Here is a 15,745-nt window from a genome sequence, read left to right as displayed (position 1 = left end):
GACAGACTAGGCAAACGGCCGGTCGATCGCCGGCGAGGGCGGTGTAAACCAGGCCGCGCCGTCTTCGGTGACGTAGAAGTGGTCTTCCAGGCGGATGCCGAACTGGCCGGGCACCACGATCATCGGCTCGTTGCTGCAGCACATGCCCGGGGCCAGTACGGTGTCGTTGCCGCGCACCAGGTAAGGTTTTTCATGGATGCTCATGCCGCAGCCGTGGCCGGTGCGATGCGGCAGGCCGGGCAGCCGGTAATCCGGACCCAGGCCAGCGGCTTCGAGTACGCGGCGTGCGGCCGCATCCACCTCGTCACAGCGCACGCCCGGACGCACGGCATCGAACGCCGCTTGCTGGGCAGCTTGTTCCAGCAACCAGATGCGTTCTTGCTCGGCATTAGGCGTGCCGAAGATATAGGTGCGGGTGATGTCCGACTGGTAGCCCTCGACGCTGCAACCGGTGTCGATCAACACCAGCTCGTCCTGGCGCAGGTGCTGTTCGCCGGGAATGCCGTGCGGATACGCCGTAGCGTGACCGAACTGCACGATGCAGAAGGTCGAGCCGCCTTCGGCGCCCAGCGCGCGATGGGCCTGATCGATGAAGCGCTTGATCTCGCCCGTACTGATGCCGACGCGCATCAGACCGGCGGCCAGTCGATGTACGTGCAGGGTCATCGCGGTGGCCTGCTTCATCAAGGCCAGTTCAGCCGGCGACTTGCACATGCGACAGCCATCGACGATCGCGCTGGCATCGACGATGCGGCGATCGCCGATCACAGCGCGCAGGCGCTCGTGGATGACAAACGCTGCAGCCGGGTCCAGCGCCAGTTGCTGCACGTCCTGCTCGATCATCACATCGGCGACGATCTGCTGCGGGTTTTCGTGTTCTTCCCACAGCCACGCCTGCACCGGGATCTTCAACTCGTGGCTGAGCGAGCCCTCTTCGAAACTCGGAGCCAGCACGATGGGGTCGCCCTGCAAGGTCAGCAGCATCGCCACCAGGCGCTCACTGACACCCCAGGTGATACCGGTGAAATAACGCAGCGAACTGCCCGCGGTAATCAGCAGCGCGCCATCACCGCGCTGACGCATCAGCGCACGGGCCTGGGCGAGCCGTTGCTCGTACTCGGCAGGCTGGATCGGCGCTGCCTTGTGCGGCCACGGCTTGAGCAGGACCTGGGCGTCCTCCAGGCGGTGTCCACCGATTTGCGGCTTGCCGGCGGCTTTCCGCGTCATGCCGAGGTACCCACGGCGGCATCGCTCCAGCGTCCATCGATCAGTCGTTGCAGGCCCGCGACCGCGGCATCGCGCAATTCGACCGGCAGCAACGCTTCGGGTACGCCGTCATAGCTGTGCAGGGCGGTGAAGCGATGGATCGCCGCCGGCATGCCGACCGCGGTAAAGCCCGGATGGCTGGTGCTGGGATACGGACCGCCGTGGTTCATCGCCGGACTCACTGCTACGCCGGTGGGCATCTTGTTGGCGATCAAGCGGCCTACGCGTGTGCGCAAGGCCGGGGCGATGGCTTGCCAGACATCGTCGTCGCAGCCATCGGCAGCACGGTACAGCGTGCCGGTGAGGTTGCCCTCGAAGCTGGCAGCCAGGGCGGCCATGGCGGCGGTGTCGTCGGCACGGACCAGCAGGCTGACCGGACCGAAGGCTTCGGTCTGCAAGACCTCGGCGTGGGCGATGAAGGTCCCGGCATCCACGCTGAGCAGGGTGGGCTGGTAGTGGTAGCCCGCGCCATCACCGGCGTTGCCGCCAGCGAGCAACTCAGCCCCAGCACCCAGCAAGGTGGCCACGCCTTGCTCCAACCCCTGCTGCACGCCCTGCGAGAACAGCACCTTGGGCGTCGCTTCACTGAAGTGCTTGAGGGCGGCAGCGACAAACGCGTCGCCATCGGCGTTGCGTGGCACGATGACGATGCCCGGATTGGTGCAGAACTGGCCGCTGCCCATCATGCAGGAGTTGAAGAGTTCCTGTGCGAGTGCCGCGCCGCGTTCGGCCAGCACGCCAGGCAACATGAAGACCGGGTTGATGCTGGACAGCTCCGCATAGATCGGCACGCCCGCCTTGTCGGCAGCAACCTTCAGCGCGAGACCGCCGACGCGGCTGCCGGTGAAGCCGATCGCGCCCAGTCGCGCATCCCCGGCCAGCTTGAGCCCCAGTGCGTTGTCAAAGTGGTAAAGCATTTGCACAGCCGCCGCTGGCAAACCACTGGCGAGCAGGGCCTGATGCGCGAGCTGCGCCAGCCGTTGGCTGGTGGCTGGATGCGAAGGATGCGCCTTCGCAATCACTGGATTGCGTGCCGCGATCGCCGAGGCGAAGTCGCTGCCGGCAATCGCATTGAAGGCGAATGGAAAATTGTTGGGGCCGAAGATCAGCACTGGCTTGCCCAGCGGCGCACGATGTGCTCGCAGGCCAGCGGCGGTGTCGATCACCGGATCGGTCCAGGCATGACTGCGTGCCGCCTTGGCCGCCTGGCGTAGCTGGCCGCTGGCACGCGGCAGTTCCACCGAGCGCAAACGCGGTTCGGTGGGCAGGGCGGTCTCGGCATGTGCCAGTGCCACCAAGGTATCGGCATCGGCGTCGATGGCGGCGGCATAAGCGTCGAGAAAATCGGCGATCTGGGCGGCTGGCACGGCGGCCAGCTCGACGGCAACCGCCGAGGCGGCCGCCAGCGCCGCCTCCAGGTCGGCCGCGCCGCTGACTGGAAACGACGGGCCGATGGCCTCGGCCTGCGTCGGATCAGCCGCGCGGAAACTGCCCTGCGCATCCACCGACGCGGTCCACTGCCCAGCGATCAGTACGTGTTCCAGTGCACTCATTTCAGACCTCCGGCAGGGTGGCGATGGCGTGGTCGATCACCTTCAGTGCGGCGTCGCGTTCGGCGCCAGCGACCGGCAGACGTGGCGCGCGCACCGTCTCGCTGCCCATGCCGACCTTGGCCTGCACCAGCTTGATCAGCTGCACGAAGGTGGGCACGGTATCCAGACGCAGCAGCGGCAGGAACCACGCATACAGTGGCATGGCCGCCTTGGCGCCGCCATCGCGGGCCAGCTCGAACAGCTTCACCGACTCGGCCGGATAGGCATTCACCAGGCCAGCGACCCAGCCCACCGCGCCCATGCTGACGCCTTCGACAATGGCATCGTCCATGCCCACTAGCAGGTTCAGGCGATCGCCCAGCAAGGACTTGATGGCGGCGAAGCGGCGCACGTCACCGGAGGACTCCTTCACCGCCTGCAGGTTCGGGAATTCGGCAGCCAGCTCGGCCATCTGTGCCGGAGTGAAGTCGGTCTTGTAAGCCACCGGGTTGTTGTAGAGCATGCACGGCAGATCGGTGGCGCCGATCACCGCTTTCACATGGGCGCCCATTTCACGCCAGTCGGTCGAGTACACATACGGCGGCAGCACCATCAGGCCTTTGCAACCAATGGTCTTGGCTTCCTTGGCCAGGCGCACGGCTTCGTCGGTGGACAGCGAGGCGATGCCCGGGATGACCGGTGCGCGGCCGTCGAGAGCCTTGACCAGGGTGCGCAGGATCGCGGTCTTGTCCTCGAAGCTCAGCGTGGCGGCTTCGCCCAGCGAACCCAGCGGCACGATACCCTTGCAGCCGGCGTCGATCATCTGCACCGCATGCTTGGCCAGGAAAGCATGGTCGATCTGACCGTCGGTGGTGAACGGGGTGGTGATGGCGGGCAGGACGCCGTGCCAGAGGGATGCATTGCTCATGGGGAAACTCCTTGGAGATTAGCGAACGGAAGAGGGGTCGGAGCCCAGCGTGGAAAGCCGGGCTGGGAACAGCGGCGGACGCGAACCGTTGCGTGGAAAACGGGCAAGTTCGGCCAGCGCGCTGCCGCAGATGCGGCCCTGGCAGGCACCCATGCCACAGCGGGTAGCGAGCTTGGCGCTGCGTGCATCGGTATAGCCGTCCAGCGCGGACAGCGGTACGTCTTCGCAGCGGCAGATCAAGGTGTCCGGTTCGGCCAATGCATGCACGCGCGGGTCGAGCGCGAAATGCCGGTCGAGCAGCTCAGCAAAACGACGGGCATGTTGCCGGTGCCGTTGCAGGCGGGCGACGTGGGCATCGTCGCCCACCGCCGCATGGCCGGCGATAGCGCCCTCGAAGCGAGCGCTGTCGCGCCCGCCGATGCCACAGAGTTCACCGGTCGCATAGATGCCTTCGACACTGGTGCGCTGCTGCGCATCGGTGCTGACGCGTGGATGGACACCCACCAGCTGGAGATCGCAGCCAAGCAGCTGGGCGAGTTCCACGTTCGGTAGCAAGCCATAGCCAACGGCGAGATGGTCGCAGGCGATCTGCTCCAGACCACGCGGGCCGTCTACCTCGATCGACTGGATATGCGTTTCCCCGAATGCGCGGCGCACGACGCTGCCGCAGCGATACGGCGCGCCAACCAGTTGGGCGCGCATCCCGACGGCTTGGGCGGCTTTGCCCGGCCAGCGCCAGAGACTGCGCGCAAAGCGCTGGATGTTGTCGGCGCTGGCTTGTTCGTAGATGCCCAGCACCTGGGCACCATGTCGGCGCGCGGTAACCGCAGCAGCCAGCAGCAAGGGGCCACTGCCGGCAATGACCACGCGACGTCCCCGCAACGGCCAGCCCTGCTTGACCAGTGCCTGCAGGCCACCGGCGCCGGTCACTCCGGGCAGCGTCCAGCCGGGGAACGGCAGCAGCAGTTCGCGCGCACCGGTAGCCAGGATCAGGGCGCGGTAACGCAGCCACCGGGCGTTTTTTGGATCCTCTACCAGCAGCGCGCCGGCCTCGACGCCGACGACCCGCGTCTGCGCCAGCCAGGTTACGCCGGGATGCTCCAGTGCGGCGGCTACGTTGCGGCGTGCCAGGGCGGTATCGCCGTGCTCCACATCATGGCGCCATACCTGGCCGCCCGCCGTGGCTTGGGCATCGATCAGGCCCACCCGTGCGCCGTGGCTTGCGGCCGCCGTGGCTGCGGCAAGGCCCGCCGGGCCGGCGCCAACAACGAGTACGTCGTAGTGATCAGTCATCGGTCGATACCTGCATGCCTTCGCGCACGGGCACCATGCAGGCGCGCTGCTGGGCGACGCCATCGATATGCACGCGGCACTCGAAGCACACGCCCATGCCGCAAAGCGGAGCACGCCACTGTCCGCGCACCGAGCGGCGAAAGGGTAGTTCCAGCCGGGCGATTGCAGCGGCGACGCTGGTGCCGGCCGGCACCTCGACGTCACAGCCGTTGACCTGGATGAGTATCAGCGCACTCATGCGGCCACCCGTGCCGGATCGTACGGCTGCGGATCGATGGCCGGCTGACGGCCCAGCAGTTGGTCGATAACCAAGTGGGCGCTGCCCAGTGAAGTGGTGACGCCAAGTCCCTCGTGGCCGGCGGCCACCCAGACATCCTGTTGACCCGCGACCCGACCGAGATAAGGCAGGCCATCGGCACTGACCGGGCGAAAACCGGTCCAGATGCGCAGTGCGTCGAGCTGGCGCAAGGCGGGCATGAAACGAAAAGTGCGCTCGAGCATACGTTGCACCATCGGCATCGATACCTCGGACGTGGTGGCGCTGTACTCGCGCGATGAACCAATCAAAATCTGTCCGGTGGGGCGCGGTTGCACGTTGAACGCCACACTGCTGTCGGCTTCACCGTGGGCGCTGTCGGCGTAACCCAGTTCCAGCACTTGATGATGCACTGTGCCGGGATAGCGATCGGTGATCACCAGATGCCCCTTGCGGGGACGCAGTGGCAACCCAGGCAGCAACTGCGGCAGGGCGCAGCCGGTGGTGACCAGGACCGGTCCGCTCAGTCCGGTGCCGTCTTCCAGCCGCACTCCTGCACTTGCCTCAAGGTGGCTTGCATGGATGGGGTAAAACTCGGCGCCGCGTTGCCGGGCGCGTTCGACCAGATAGCGGGCGACGGCGGGGGGATAGACCACTGCTTCATGCGGAACCAGCAGGCCACCCGCCAGGCCTGCGACCAGGATCGGTTCGAGGCGGTAAAGCTCCTCGGCATCGATGGCTCGCGCTGCCACGCCGGCGGCGCTCAGTCGCGCCAGTTTCTGCGGAATGCGTGTGAGGTCCTCTTCGCCAGCAGCAACCCAGAGCGTGCCACAGCGGCTGTACTCCGCCTGCGGCAGATCGGTCAGCGCCTCCCACAAGCCCAGCGAGTAGTGCGCCAGTACGAACTCCGCCGGATCGTCGTCCATCGCCACCAGATGACCCATGGCTGCCGCCGTGGCAGCACCGCCGATCGGGCCCGGCTCGATGATCGCCACCCGCAACCCTGCTGCGCTAGCGTAATCGGCACAGGCGGCACCCACGATGCCGGCACCGACAACGATCAGGTCATAGCTTTTCACGCGGCGCCGATGCCCCAGGTCATGGGATCGTTTTCGTCGATCAACAACTGGCCGCGTAGCGTGATGTAGGCGCTGCCGGTGATTTGCGGAAGGACGCCGTGCGAACCGACACGGTAGCGTGCCTCGAAGACACTGCCCAGGATGCCGGCCTGACGCCACGCTTGATCGGGTGCCAGTTTGCCGTCCGCTGCCAGGCAGGCGACCTTGGCGCTGGTGCCGGTACCGCACGGCGAGCGGTCGTAGGCCATGCCGGGGCACAGGACGAAATTGCGGGCGTCGGCGTCGTCCTGCGGGCTCGTTTCGTTGAGCTCGATGTGATCGATCTCTTCGCCGCGCGCGCCGGTGATGCCGTTCTTCTCGAGCGCACCGCGGATCGCTTCGGTATAAAACGTCAGCGCACGCTGGTTGGCAAGGACCAGGGGCACCGGACAGTCCTTGCTGATGAAAAACCAGTTGCCGCCCCAGGCCACATCGCCGGATACGCGGCCGTAGCCGGGCACGTCCAGTTGCACGTTGCTGGCATGGCGATAGCTCTCGACGTTGTCTACCGCGACCTGCCCATCCGGGTGGAGCTCGACGCCCACCATGCCTACCGGGGTTTCCAATTGATGCCGGCCCGGCGCGATGCGACCCAGGTGGTGCAGGGTGCGGATCAGTCCGATCGTGCCGTGCCCGCACATGCCGAGGTAGCCGACGTTGTTGAAGAAGATCACTCCCGCACATGCGTTCGGGTCCTGCGGTTCCAGCAGCAGCGCGCCAACCATGGTATCCGAACCACGCGGTTCGCACGCGATGGCCTGGCGCCAGTTGTCGTAGCGATCGCGGCAAAGGCTACGTCGTTCGGCCATGGTGCCCGTACCCAGGTCGGGGAAACCGGCAATCACCACGCGGGTGGGTTCACCGCCGGTGTGCGAGTCGATGAAGTCGATGGTCTGCATATGGGCATCCTCGCTGCCGCGGCCCCGGGCGTCTAGAAAGGCTTGCTGGCATTCGGTGCGGAATTCGGCATAGTTGTCATGCCGGCTCCATTCCCGCTTCAGGGTGATGAGGGCTTGTTGAAAATACGCGCCGTGATGCGTTAAGCAAGATTTTTCCTGTCGCATGCCGCACTGTGCCAGTGCCGTGGAGCAATGAGCAGCCATGAAGATTTCAGCCGATGAACTCGAGCCACTGTTCGATGCTTTGCCGGACGTGGTGTTCTTCGTCAAGGATGCGAAAGGTCGCTATACGCACGCCAATCTGACCCTGATGCGACGGCTGGGACTCAAGCATCGCAGCGAGGTCATCGGCAAAGGGGTGAATGAACTTTTTCCCGCCACTATGGGCGGGTCCTATGCAGCGCAGGACAAGCGTGTGCTCGACGGCGAAATCGTCGAGAACCAGCTCGAGGTGCATATCTTCAACAACCGTACGCCGGGCTGGTGCCTGACCTGCAAGCGCCCGTTGAGAGTGCGTGGCGAGGTACGCGGGGTGATCGGCATCTCGCGCGACCTGGGCCAACCCGATGGCCGCCATCCCACCTACGAACGCCTGCGCCGCGTCCTCAGCCACATGCAGGAAAACTATGCCGAGAGCCTGCGCGTGCACGCCCTGGCCGAGCTTGCTGCGTTGTCGGTGGCCCAACTGGAACGACACTTTCGCCGGGTGTTCCAGCTGACGCCGCAGCAGGTTCTGACCAAACTGCGGATTGAGGCAGCGATGCGGCTGCTGCTGAGCAACGAAACCGTCGCATCGATTGGTCTGGCCTGCGGTTTCGTCGACCAGAGTGCTTTCGCCCGCCAGTTCAAGGCGACCGTCGGTATGGCCCCGCGGGACTATCGGACCATGGCCTTGGAACAGGCGGCAAAGCGCGAGAGTGCGGCAGTCTCGGTCAAGGATTAAATCGCACCAAGTTTAGGTACAGTTCTAAATCGAAGGGATCAGCGACATTACTTATCTTATGTCGTTGTCGCACAGCGACGGTGTTTGGCCGGCTTGGCCATCCTTGACTTCCCCTTCTTGGTACTTACGGAATGGTGTTGCGTTGTTGAACCCTTTAAAACGCTGAGTTTGTTCGCCGGGCAGCCGAATTTTCCGTTGCGCCCTGCACAAGGCACCCTTTGTTGCGCAGTCGTCGGCCGAGCGACGCAACACTTTTATGAACAAATCGTAGCTCACCTCTCAGCCAAGTGCGTCGGTGTTGCGTGGTCGGAACGAAATGGGTCGCTCGATCCGCCCTCGATATTTGAACCACCACGAAATTCTGGGATGAGGTCAGTACGAAAATCAGTGCTCCAATCCGTCTAGGAGCGAATAGGTACTCCTTCGAAATCGGTTTCGATCAGGATTGTTGCAGTCCCATAGGGGGAGTAGTCACATGTCTTTGAAGCCAGACCCATCCGGCTACTTATCGCCACCACCGCCTGCTTGTTGTTGGAGAGCAGGGCTGCGCTCAGTGCTGATCATGCAATGTGCCAAGTGCGCGCAGCACGGCACGGCGCCGTTGAAACCTCGGCCCAGGGAAGCATTCCTGCAGGCTTGACCACCACCGTCATGCGGAACCTCTACATGGAGGTATCCAATGTCTGGAAGTCGGCGCTCAATTGAATAGTCATGGAGTCTGCTTTCTTGATGCTGAAGGCGAAGCCGGAATGGCCGAATCATCCTTAGAAGCAGCAAGAGCAAGGCGCGCCAGGGCAGGGATAGATTTCGATTCGGTTCGCTTCATAATCTCGGCGCGATGATTTTCGACCGTACGTTGGCTGATGCCTAGATCGACGGCGATGTTCTTGCTGGGGTGACCGGCAAGCACGAGGTCCATGATTTGACGCTGCCTTGGCGTGAGATCAGCAATTTGATCACTGGCATCCTGTTTCCAGGCGAGAAGTCTGTTGGCATCACGGGACTGTTCGAGTGCACGCATGACGCTGTCGAGCATTTCGCTTCGTTCAAAAGGCTTTTCTATGAAGTCGGTTGCTCCGGCCTTCATGGCTTCAACAGCAGTGGCGGTGTCATTGTTGCCGGTGATCATGATGGTGGGCATGCAATCGCCTAGGTCACGCAACTTTCTCAGAAGTTCCAAGCCTTTCATGCCAGGCAGGTTGGCGTCCACAAGCAGGCAGGATTCTCGACCGGGTGTATACGCTTCGAGAAATGCTTCGCATGACGGAAAATCTTCTACCTCGCGGCCGGCGGCTTCCAGCACCATGCGAATCGTCTCGCGCAGCATGTTGTCGTCATCGACAACAAAGATGATTGGTGCGCCTAGATCCATGCTCTTTATGGAGGGATCGATCTCCGCATGCAGAGGGGCCTCAAGAGAAGCCATCTCTGATTGCGCGAGCAAGCGCTGTATTACGTAAGTGACTTCTTTCAATTTGGCTGGTTTATTGAGTTGCGTGCAGTGTTCAAGTGCAACATCGCGCGAGGTCTGGGTGGAGATATCGCCAGTAAGCACAATCGCCGGTATGTCGCGACGAAGTTTTTCACGTAACTTGACTACCAGCTGCAAGCCAGTGAGGCCGCGCGGGAGGTTGTGATCGGTGAGGATCAGGTCGGGCTGCACGCCGCCGTGTGCGATCCAGTCCAGCGCAGCGATTCCGTCCGCCACTGCAGCTACCTGATGCCCCTGGGATTTGAAGAGAGAACCCAGCAATTCGCGCAGGTCCGGATCGTCCTCCACAACCAGGATCATGCCAAGTTGTTTGGAGGTATCAGCGTCACCCGAGGGGGCTGTGCCATTTTTCTGTTCACCCAACCCTGCGTTCTCCAACGGTGCAAGCGCGACGTCGATGGAGAACATGGATCCCTTGCCAAGGATGGATTCCACGCGAATCTGATGACCCAGTAAACTGCCGAGGCGTTGGACGATGGATAGTCCCAGGCCCTGACCACGGCTGCGTTCTCGCGCTGGATTGTCTAACTGATGGAATTCTTCAAAAATGGCCTGCAGCTGTTCCACCGGGATGCCTGCACCGGTATCCCAGATCTGGATGCTCAGCCATCCGCCGTGTCGGCGGCAGCCCAGCAGTATCCGGCCGTGTTTGGTGTACTTCAGCGCATTGGACAGCAAATTGCGGATCATCTGTTCGAGCAGTCGCGCGTCGCTTTGTATCGATAGATGGCATGGCACGACTCGCAGTGTCAGTCCCTGCGCGTTGGCGTGATAATTGAACTCATCCCTGAGGCGGTCCGTCAGATCGCTTATACGAAAACTGATTGGATGCGCCTGCACCTCGCCCGTTTCGATCTGGTTGATGTCTAGTAGCGCGTTGAGCATGCCGGACATCGCACCGACGGTCTCGCCAATGCGCGTGGTGAGCTTGCGCGGCTGCGGACCTTCAACCGTTTCCAGAAGCAGGCCCTGCAAGAGTTTGAGCGTTTGCAGTGGCTGGCGCAGATCGTGACTTGCCGCAGCGAGAAAGCGCGATTTCGCTGCAGTTGCTGATTCGGCTTCCTGCTTCGCCGCTACCAAGGCGTGCGCGTTGTGCTTCTGCTCGCTGATATCTGTAAACGTTATCACGACCCCTTCAACACCATTGTCGTGCGTGCGATAGGGAAGAATCCGACGAATGAAACTCACGCCCTTCCGCGATTCAATTTCCCGCTCAAGTGGGGTCAATTTGCGCAAAACGGTCCGGGCATCGGCCAACAGGTCACTGTCAGTCGCCAGTGAATTCAGATCCGCCAGAGGACGGCCAATGTCACCCGGTATTACATTGAACAGTGACTTGGTAGCCGGTGTATAGAAGCGGATATTCAGATCGGCATCGAGGAAGATGGTGGCGACGTCGGTGCTATAGAGCACGTTCTGCAGATCGTTGGAAGTCGTACGCTGTTGCTCCAAAGTTTCCTGCAACTGACTGTTGAGCGCTGTCAATTCCTCGTTGAGTGATTGCAGCTCTTCCTTTGAGGTGAGCAATTCTTCATTCGTGGACTGACACTCTTCGTTTACCGAAAGGGCTTCCTCATTGATGGCCTTTTGCTCTTCGCTGGATACCTCCAGATCCTGGATGGCTCCGTGCAGTTCCGTCCGCGTCGCTTCCAGTTCCTGTTCAAGTTGAGTGATCCGGGGAACGTCGCCAGGTGTTGCTGGTGATACGACCATGGTGCCGTCTTTCCGCTCATCGACGAAGCAGACCAGCAGAAGCGCTTCTCCTGAGTTCAGCACTTTTTGTACGTCGAGCCCAAAAGATATGGCGTCGGTGCCGCGCCCGCTGCGACAGTGGCTGACCGTCGCGCGGCCCGGACGCTGAATGGCTAGCTGGATGGCCGAACGCATTTTGGTACGCAACCCCGGCGATGCCATGGAGAGCAGATCGTGACTCGGGTGCCCCCCGGCTACCTGCAGATAACGATCGGTCGGTCCCAGATGATAGAGACACTCGTGTTTCAGGTTGATCAGGACCGCGGCAGGTGCAAACGTCTCCATCACGGATCGGCGGCACAGATCAGCCAGGGCCGCCTGACGCAGCAGACTCTGGCTCTGTCCAGGGCCTGACTTGGTCGGTGCGCGATCATTTGCATCCAACAGGAAATTGAGCTCGCCTGGGTGGCTGTGGCCAGTACGGCGATAGAGACGTTCAGGTTTGGAGATTACCTCGAACCGACCCTCGACATTGCCGGCTGTTTCCGAGCTTCCCAGTAGCAGAATGCCATTCGGGCGCAGTGCAAAATGAAACAGCGCAATGACCTTCGCTTGTGCATCGATGCCAAGGTAGATGAGCAAGTTTCGACAGGACACCATGTCAAGACGCGAAAAAGGCGGGTCGCTCAGCACATCCTGTACGGTGAACACTACGGCCGTGCGGAGCTCGGGCAGAACTCGGTAACCGTGCTCGTCTTTCGTGAAAAACCGGTTCAGCCGATCTTCCGAAACTTCGGCCTTGATGGTTTCTGGATACAGGCCTTCGCGTGCGCTGGCTACGGCATCCGGGTCGACATCGGAGGCAAAGACCTGAAGCTTGATGTTGCTCTTGGCCGCGATGATGGCTTCCCTGAACAACATGGTCAGCGAGTAAGTTTCCTCGCCCGTGCTGCAGCCGGGTACCCAGATGCGCAGCGGCTGATCGGTCTTGTGCGCCCGAATCATTTCAGGAATCTGTGTGGCTGCGAGCGCGTCGAATACATCGGTATCGCGGAAGAACCGTGTCACGTTGATCAGCAGATCCTTTGCGAGAAGCTCGACTTCGTTGCTGTCGTTACGCAAGACCTCCAGATACTGGCCCATGTCGTTGGTTTCGACGGTGGCGATCAACATGCGTCGTTCGATACGACGCTGGAGGGTACCCTTTTTGTACAAACGGAAATCATGCGTGGTCTTTTCGCGCAGCAGATCGATGATCGCCGCCAGGCTGTCTTGGCTGGTGGCGGATACCGGAACATGCGGCGAGTTGGCTTTCGCTGGAAGCATTTTGTTGTATCGCATGAGCGCTTCAGGCATTTTGTCAATGACTAGAACGCTGTCGACCGAACCGGTGAGGACGGCGTTTCGTGGCATTCCGTCATAATCGGCTTCCTTCGGCTCCTGCACGATGACGAGACCATCGTTTTGCTTGATCGCTTTCAGCCCCAGGCTGCCGTCAGCTCCGGTGCCCGACAGCGTGATGCAGACGGCACGGACGCCATAGGCCTCCGCCATAGAGCACAGCAGAAAATCGAAGGGCAGGCGTGCACCATGACGAACCGGTGGCTGAGAGAGATGCAACGCGCCTTCCCCGACCGCCAGGTAGGTGCCCGGTGGAATAACGTAAAGATGATTGGGTTCGATACGCATGCCGTTCTCGGCTTGGCATACCTTCATGGCCGTATGGCTGGCCAACAGTTCAACCATCATGCTTTCGTGTGTAGGGTCCAGATGCTGGACCAGAATGAAAGCCATGCCACTGTTGGCAGGCAGTGCGCGCAGAAAATGGTGGCAGGCATCCAAACCACCCGCTGAGGCACCAATGCCGACCACGAGAAAATTGGCGGATTGGTGGCTGGTGCTGGCAATCGGGACTTGGGACGCTTCGGCTTTGGGCCGGACCGCTCCCGTCTTGAGTGGACGGTTTGCCGGCATAGTCAATTTCCAGAAGGGTGCGTTCCGGAGAGGAACGTCATTCGACTTTACTCCGCTTGTCGTACCGCAATGTGCAAGGCGCGATAACAACTCAGTCAGCATGGTATGAAGTTGACTCCGGATCAGGAAGCCTTGCTGGTATGAGTAGTTTCCGATTCTGTTGCTTTGAGGCCTACAGAGTTACGGTGCTGGCTTGGCAAGTGCGCAGATTTCACAGCACCATCACTTGATGGCGTGAGATGGGCGAATCGACAAGCATCCGCTGACCCACAATTTTCATAGCCATGTGGACTGCCCCATGCCGCATGACCGCCACCTGCAAGAAACGATACTCGCCGAACTGCGTCATTTGGACAGTCCTCTTTCCAAGTGCATCGTGGTTACGGCAGTTGCGGGCAATGTGGTTCTTGCCGGCCACGTAGACAGCTTTACGGAAAAACATACCGTGGCCTCTTTGGTACCTGCTGTCGCAGGCGTGAGGGACGTGACAGACCACATGGAGGTTCGTCCGAAGCTTGATCGGAATTGTCGAATGTTGCTTGATTCCAGGCGTGCGACGTCCGATGCACGCGTAGACAATGACGCATCACCCCGCGGCATATCAGCTGGCACCATGACTTTTACCACCGACAATGGACTATTGACCGTCACCGGCGAGATCGACTGGCGTCGAAGGACTCACCCCACGCCAACAGGCACTTCAGCCCCGACAGGTGGCTATGCCGCATCCAACATCAACGATGACATTCTGCAGATGTTGCCGAGTTGTTTCTTTCCGGCAGCCCCAGCCAGTCGCTGACCGTTGTTCGGGCGCATTGAGGCAAATTATTTCGGTGGCACCGAAGTACATCGAAGAAGGCCCATCTGCTGATTCGTCGGCCGCAGAGCGCGGTAGCGACGGTGAAGATTGCTTCAAAAATGGCATCGGCGGCTGGATTCTCACAAGCTGTAGTGAGGGGATCTCCGCATTTTTCTCTAGGGTGCAGGATGCCCCGAACTTATGTGAAAGACAGATTCAATCAGCCAGCTGCCAAGGATAAAGACAGCAATCAACGCCAATGACCAAGGCTGCGTGATGGCCGTTGACCATAGAAAGCACGCGAGCACAGCAAGCATTCCTAGAAATCCTGTGCCGATGAGCCATCGCGAGCCTTTCGTCTGAACGACAAGGCGCCAGTGAGCCACGTGCACTGCCATATATGAAATGAGAAAAGTGGCGCTGGCGATGCGGGCTAGCGCATCGAGGTCAAAGACATTCACCGTGATGATGATGGCGGCGATACCCAACAATAGGCCAGACGTGCCTTTGCGCCAGACTAGACTCTTGAACGCAAGCGGTAGCTGTTTCGCTTCCGCCATCGATAGCGATATCTGCATGGCGGTGAATATCCACGCATTGACGGCCGATGCAGTGGCCAGCAGGGCTGCGATCGACACGATGATGTATCCGGCACTGCCCAGAACAGGCCGCGCCGCCACCGCAACGGCGGTATCAGCGTTGTGCGACAGCTGTGCAATGGGCACGCTTCCAACCACGATCACAGCCAGTGCGACGTAGAACAGCATGACCAGGCTAATGGCCAGGTAAATCGCACGGGGGATGGTCTTTTTTGGATACGCCACGCTGCCGGCTGCGTTGGTCATCATGCCAAAGCCGGCATAGGCGAGAAACGTCAGGCCAACGCTGCTGACCAGGGAAAATATACGCGGCGTCGCGTGCGTGAGCATGCCGTGGGTGACCATGCCGTAGCCGCCGGCAACAATCAGCAAGGCCAGAATGATCAGCTTGATGGCGACCAGCAGCACTTCGGCTTTACCGACGAGATTGGATCCGGCGATATTCAGAACGACCAGCAGCACGATGATCGCGGTGGCGAAGCTGTTGATCGAGAACGTGCTCGGCTGGCTCAGCAACAAGGGTGCCGCGTAGGCGCCGAACGCCTTGGCTACCAAGGCAATTGTCACGGCAATGGTCAGCAGATAGGTGAGCGACAACGTACCGGACAGCTTTCCTTTGCCAAAGGCTTCGTCGAAGTAGGCAGCAAGGCCTCCCGCGTCAGGATATCGAGCTGCCAGCTTCGCGTAGGAGTAGCCGGACAACAGGGCGATGCCGCCGCCAAGCAGGAACGCGATATATGTTTCGTCGCCGGCAACCAGCGCGACGACACCCAGCAGGGCAAATATGCCGGCGCCCACCATGGCGCCGATACCCATGGCCGTCACTGACCATATATTCATCGATCCGGAATTCTTCATTGGCAAAGCATCTTCCGCGTCCAGTTGGGTGGTGCCTCGCATCACTTCGTCGCCACGGCGAGCCTTGGCAGTGTGCAGGTTTGGCGTCACGGCAAA

General features: G+C 61.2%; 12 protein-coding genes. 2 read left to right on the top strand and 10 right to left on the bottom strand.

Going from position 1 to position 15,745, the window contains the following annotated elements:
• Positions 1 to 6: 6 nt before the first annotated feature.
• The 7 genes from GSQ75_RS04105 to GSQ75_RS04075 are packed head-to-tail and all read right to left on the bottom strand — an operon-like array spanning position 7 to position 7,292.
• Complete coding sequence (locus GSQ75_RS04105) at positions 7 to 1,227, bottom strand: Xaa-Pro peptidase family protein (protein ID WP_158753233.1); 1,221 nt, start codon at positions 1,225 to 1,227, stop codon at positions 7 to 9.
• Positions 1,224 to 2,819: an aldehyde dehydrogenase family protein gene (locus tag GSQ75_RS04100; protein ID WP_158753232.1), complete on the bottom strand. Its 1,596-nt coding sequence runs from the start codon at positions 2,817 to 2,819 to the stop codon at positions 1,224 to 1,226. Before GSQ75_RS04100 ends, GSQ75_RS04105 begins: the two co-directional genes overlap by 4 nt.
• Position 2,820: 1 nt before the next feature.
• Entirely contained in the window at positions 2,821 to 3,726 is a 906-nt protein-coding gene (locus GSQ75_RS04095) for a dihydrodipicolinate synthase family protein (RefSeq protein WP_158753231.1), read from the bottom strand.
• Positions 3,727 to 3,744: 18 nt separating this feature from the next.
• Positions 3,745 to 5,019 (bottom strand): FAD/NAD(P)-binding oxidoreductase, encoded by a 1,275-nt coding sequence (locus tag GSQ75_RS04090; RefSeq protein WP_158753230.1) that lies wholly within the window; start codon positions 5,017 to 5,019, stop codon positions 3,745 to 3,747.
• On the bottom strand, positions 5,012 to 5,257 hold the full coding sequence (locus GSQ75_RS04085; protein ID WP_158753229.1) for a (2Fe-2S)-binding protein: 246 nt from the start codon (positions 5,255 to 5,257) through the stop codon (positions 5,012 to 5,014). Before GSQ75_RS04085 ends, GSQ75_RS04090 begins: the two co-directional genes overlap by 8 nt.
• Complete coding sequence (locus GSQ75_RS04080; RefSeq protein WP_158753228.1) at positions 5,254 to 6,354, bottom strand: FAD-dependent oxidoreductase; 1,101 nt, start codon at positions 6,352 to 6,354, stop codon at positions 5,254 to 5,256. The genes GSQ75_RS04085 and GSQ75_RS04080 overlap by 4 nt, the downstream gene beginning before the upstream one ends.
• Complete coding sequence (locus GSQ75_RS04075; RefSeq protein WP_158753227.1) at positions 6,351 to 7,292, bottom strand: 4-hydroxyproline epimerase; 942 nt, start codon at positions 7,290 to 7,292, stop codon at positions 6,351 to 6,353. The genes GSQ75_RS04080 and GSQ75_RS04075 overlap by 4 nt, the downstream gene beginning before the upstream one ends.
• Before the next feature lie 202 nt (positions 7,293 to 7,494).
• Here GSQ75_RS04075 and GSQ75_RS04070 point away from each other — a divergent pair, with 202 nt between their 5' ends.
• Positions 7,495 to 8,235, top strand: a complete 741-nt coding sequence (locus tag GSQ75_RS04070; protein WP_158753226.1) for an AraC family transcriptional regulator — start codon at positions 7,495 to 7,497, stop codon at positions 8,233 to 8,235.
• A 709-nt stretch (positions 8,236 to 8,944) separates the two neighbouring features.
• On the opposite strand, the gene GSQ75_RS04065 is transcribed toward GSQ75_RS04070, so the two are convergent.
• Together GSQ75_RS04065 and GSQ75_RS19140 are read right to left on the bottom strand one after the other, a co-directional pair.
• Positions 8,945 to 13,393, bottom strand: coding sequence for a chemotaxis protein CheB (locus GSQ75_RS04065; RefSeq protein ID WP_158753225.1), 4,449 nt, complete (start codon positions 13,391 to 13,393; stop codon positions 8,945 to 8,947).
• Positions 13,394 to 13,604: 211 nt separating this feature from the next.
• Positions 13,605 to 13,835, bottom strand: coding sequence for a hypothetical protein (locus GSQ75_RS19140; protein WP_254058425.1), 231 nt, complete (start codon positions 13,833 to 13,835; stop codon positions 13,605 to 13,607).
• 171 nt (positions 13,836 to 14,006) lie between these two features.
• On the opposite strand from GSQ75_RS19140, the gene GSQ75_RS19135 reads away from it, so the two are divergent.
• Positions 14,007 to 14,192 carry a hypothetical protein gene (locus GSQ75_RS19135; RefSeq protein WP_254058424.1) on the top strand — a complete coding sequence of 62 codons (186 nt, stop codon included), beginning with the start codon at positions 14,007 to 14,009 and terminating at the stop codon, positions 14,190 to 14,192.
• 176 nt (positions 14,193 to 14,368) lie between these two features.
• On the opposite strand, the gene GSQ75_RS04055 is transcribed toward GSQ75_RS19135, so the two are convergent.
• Positions 14,369 to 15,739 (bottom strand): APC family permease, encoded by a 1,371-nt coding sequence (locus tag GSQ75_RS04055; protein ID WP_158753223.1) that lies wholly within the window; start codon positions 15,737 to 15,739, stop codon positions 14,369 to 14,371.
• Positions 15,740 to 15,745: the final 6 nt, after the last annotated feature.

The organism is Dyella sp. S184 (assembly GCF_009766065.1).
Lineage (GTDB): Bacteria > Pseudomonadota > Gammaproteobacteria > Xanthomonadales > Rhodanobacteraceae > Rhodanobacter.
Note: the sequence above shows the minus strand (reverse complement) of the source record. Positions and strands in the feature narration are given on the sequence as shown.

What these genes read in the sequence shown, in the direction of transcription:
- GSQ75_RS04105 (WP_158753233.1), bottom strand. Translation starts at nt 1,227, where the DNA reads ATGACGCGGAAAGCCGCCGGCAAGCCGCAAATCGGTGGACACCGCCTG.
- GSQ75_RS04100 (WP_158753232.1), bottom strand. Translation starts at nt 2,819, where the DNA reads ATGAGTGCACTGGAACACGTACTGATCGCTGGGCAGTGGACCGCGTCG.
- GSQ75_RS04095 (WP_158753231.1), bottom strand. Translation starts at nt 3,726, where the DNA reads ATGAGCAATGCATCCCTCTGGCACGGCGTCCTGCCCGCCATCACCACC.
- GSQ75_RS04090 (WP_158753230.1), bottom strand. Translation starts at nt 5,019, where the DNA reads ATGACTGATCACTACGACGTACTCGTTGTTGGCGCCGGCCCGGCGGGC.
- GSQ75_RS04085 (WP_158753229.1), bottom strand. Translation starts at nt 5,257, where the DNA reads ATGAGTGCGCTGATACTCATCCAGGTCAACGGCTGTGACGTCGAGGTG.
- GSQ75_RS04075 (WP_158753227.1), bottom strand. Translation starts at nt 7,292, where the DNA reads ATGCAGACCATCGACTTCATCGACTCGCACACCGGCGGTGAACCCACC.
- GSQ75_RS04070 (WP_158753226.1), top strand. Translation starts at nt 7,495, where the DNA reads ATGAAGATTTCAGCCGATGAACTCGAGCCACTGTTCGATGCTTTGCCG.
- GSQ75_RS04065 (WP_158753225.1), bottom strand. Translation starts at nt 13,393, where the DNA reads ATGCCGGCAAACCGTCCACTCAAGACGGGAGCGGTCCGGCCCAAAGCC.
- GSQ75_RS19140 (WP_254058425.1), bottom strand. Translation starts at nt 13,835, where the DNA reads ATGTTTTTCCGTAAAGCTGTCTACGTGGCCGGCAAGAACCACATTGCC.
- GSQ75_RS19135 (WP_254058424.1), top strand. Translation starts at nt 14,007, where the DNA reads ATGACTTTTACCACCGACAATGGACTATTGACCGTCACCGGCGAGATC.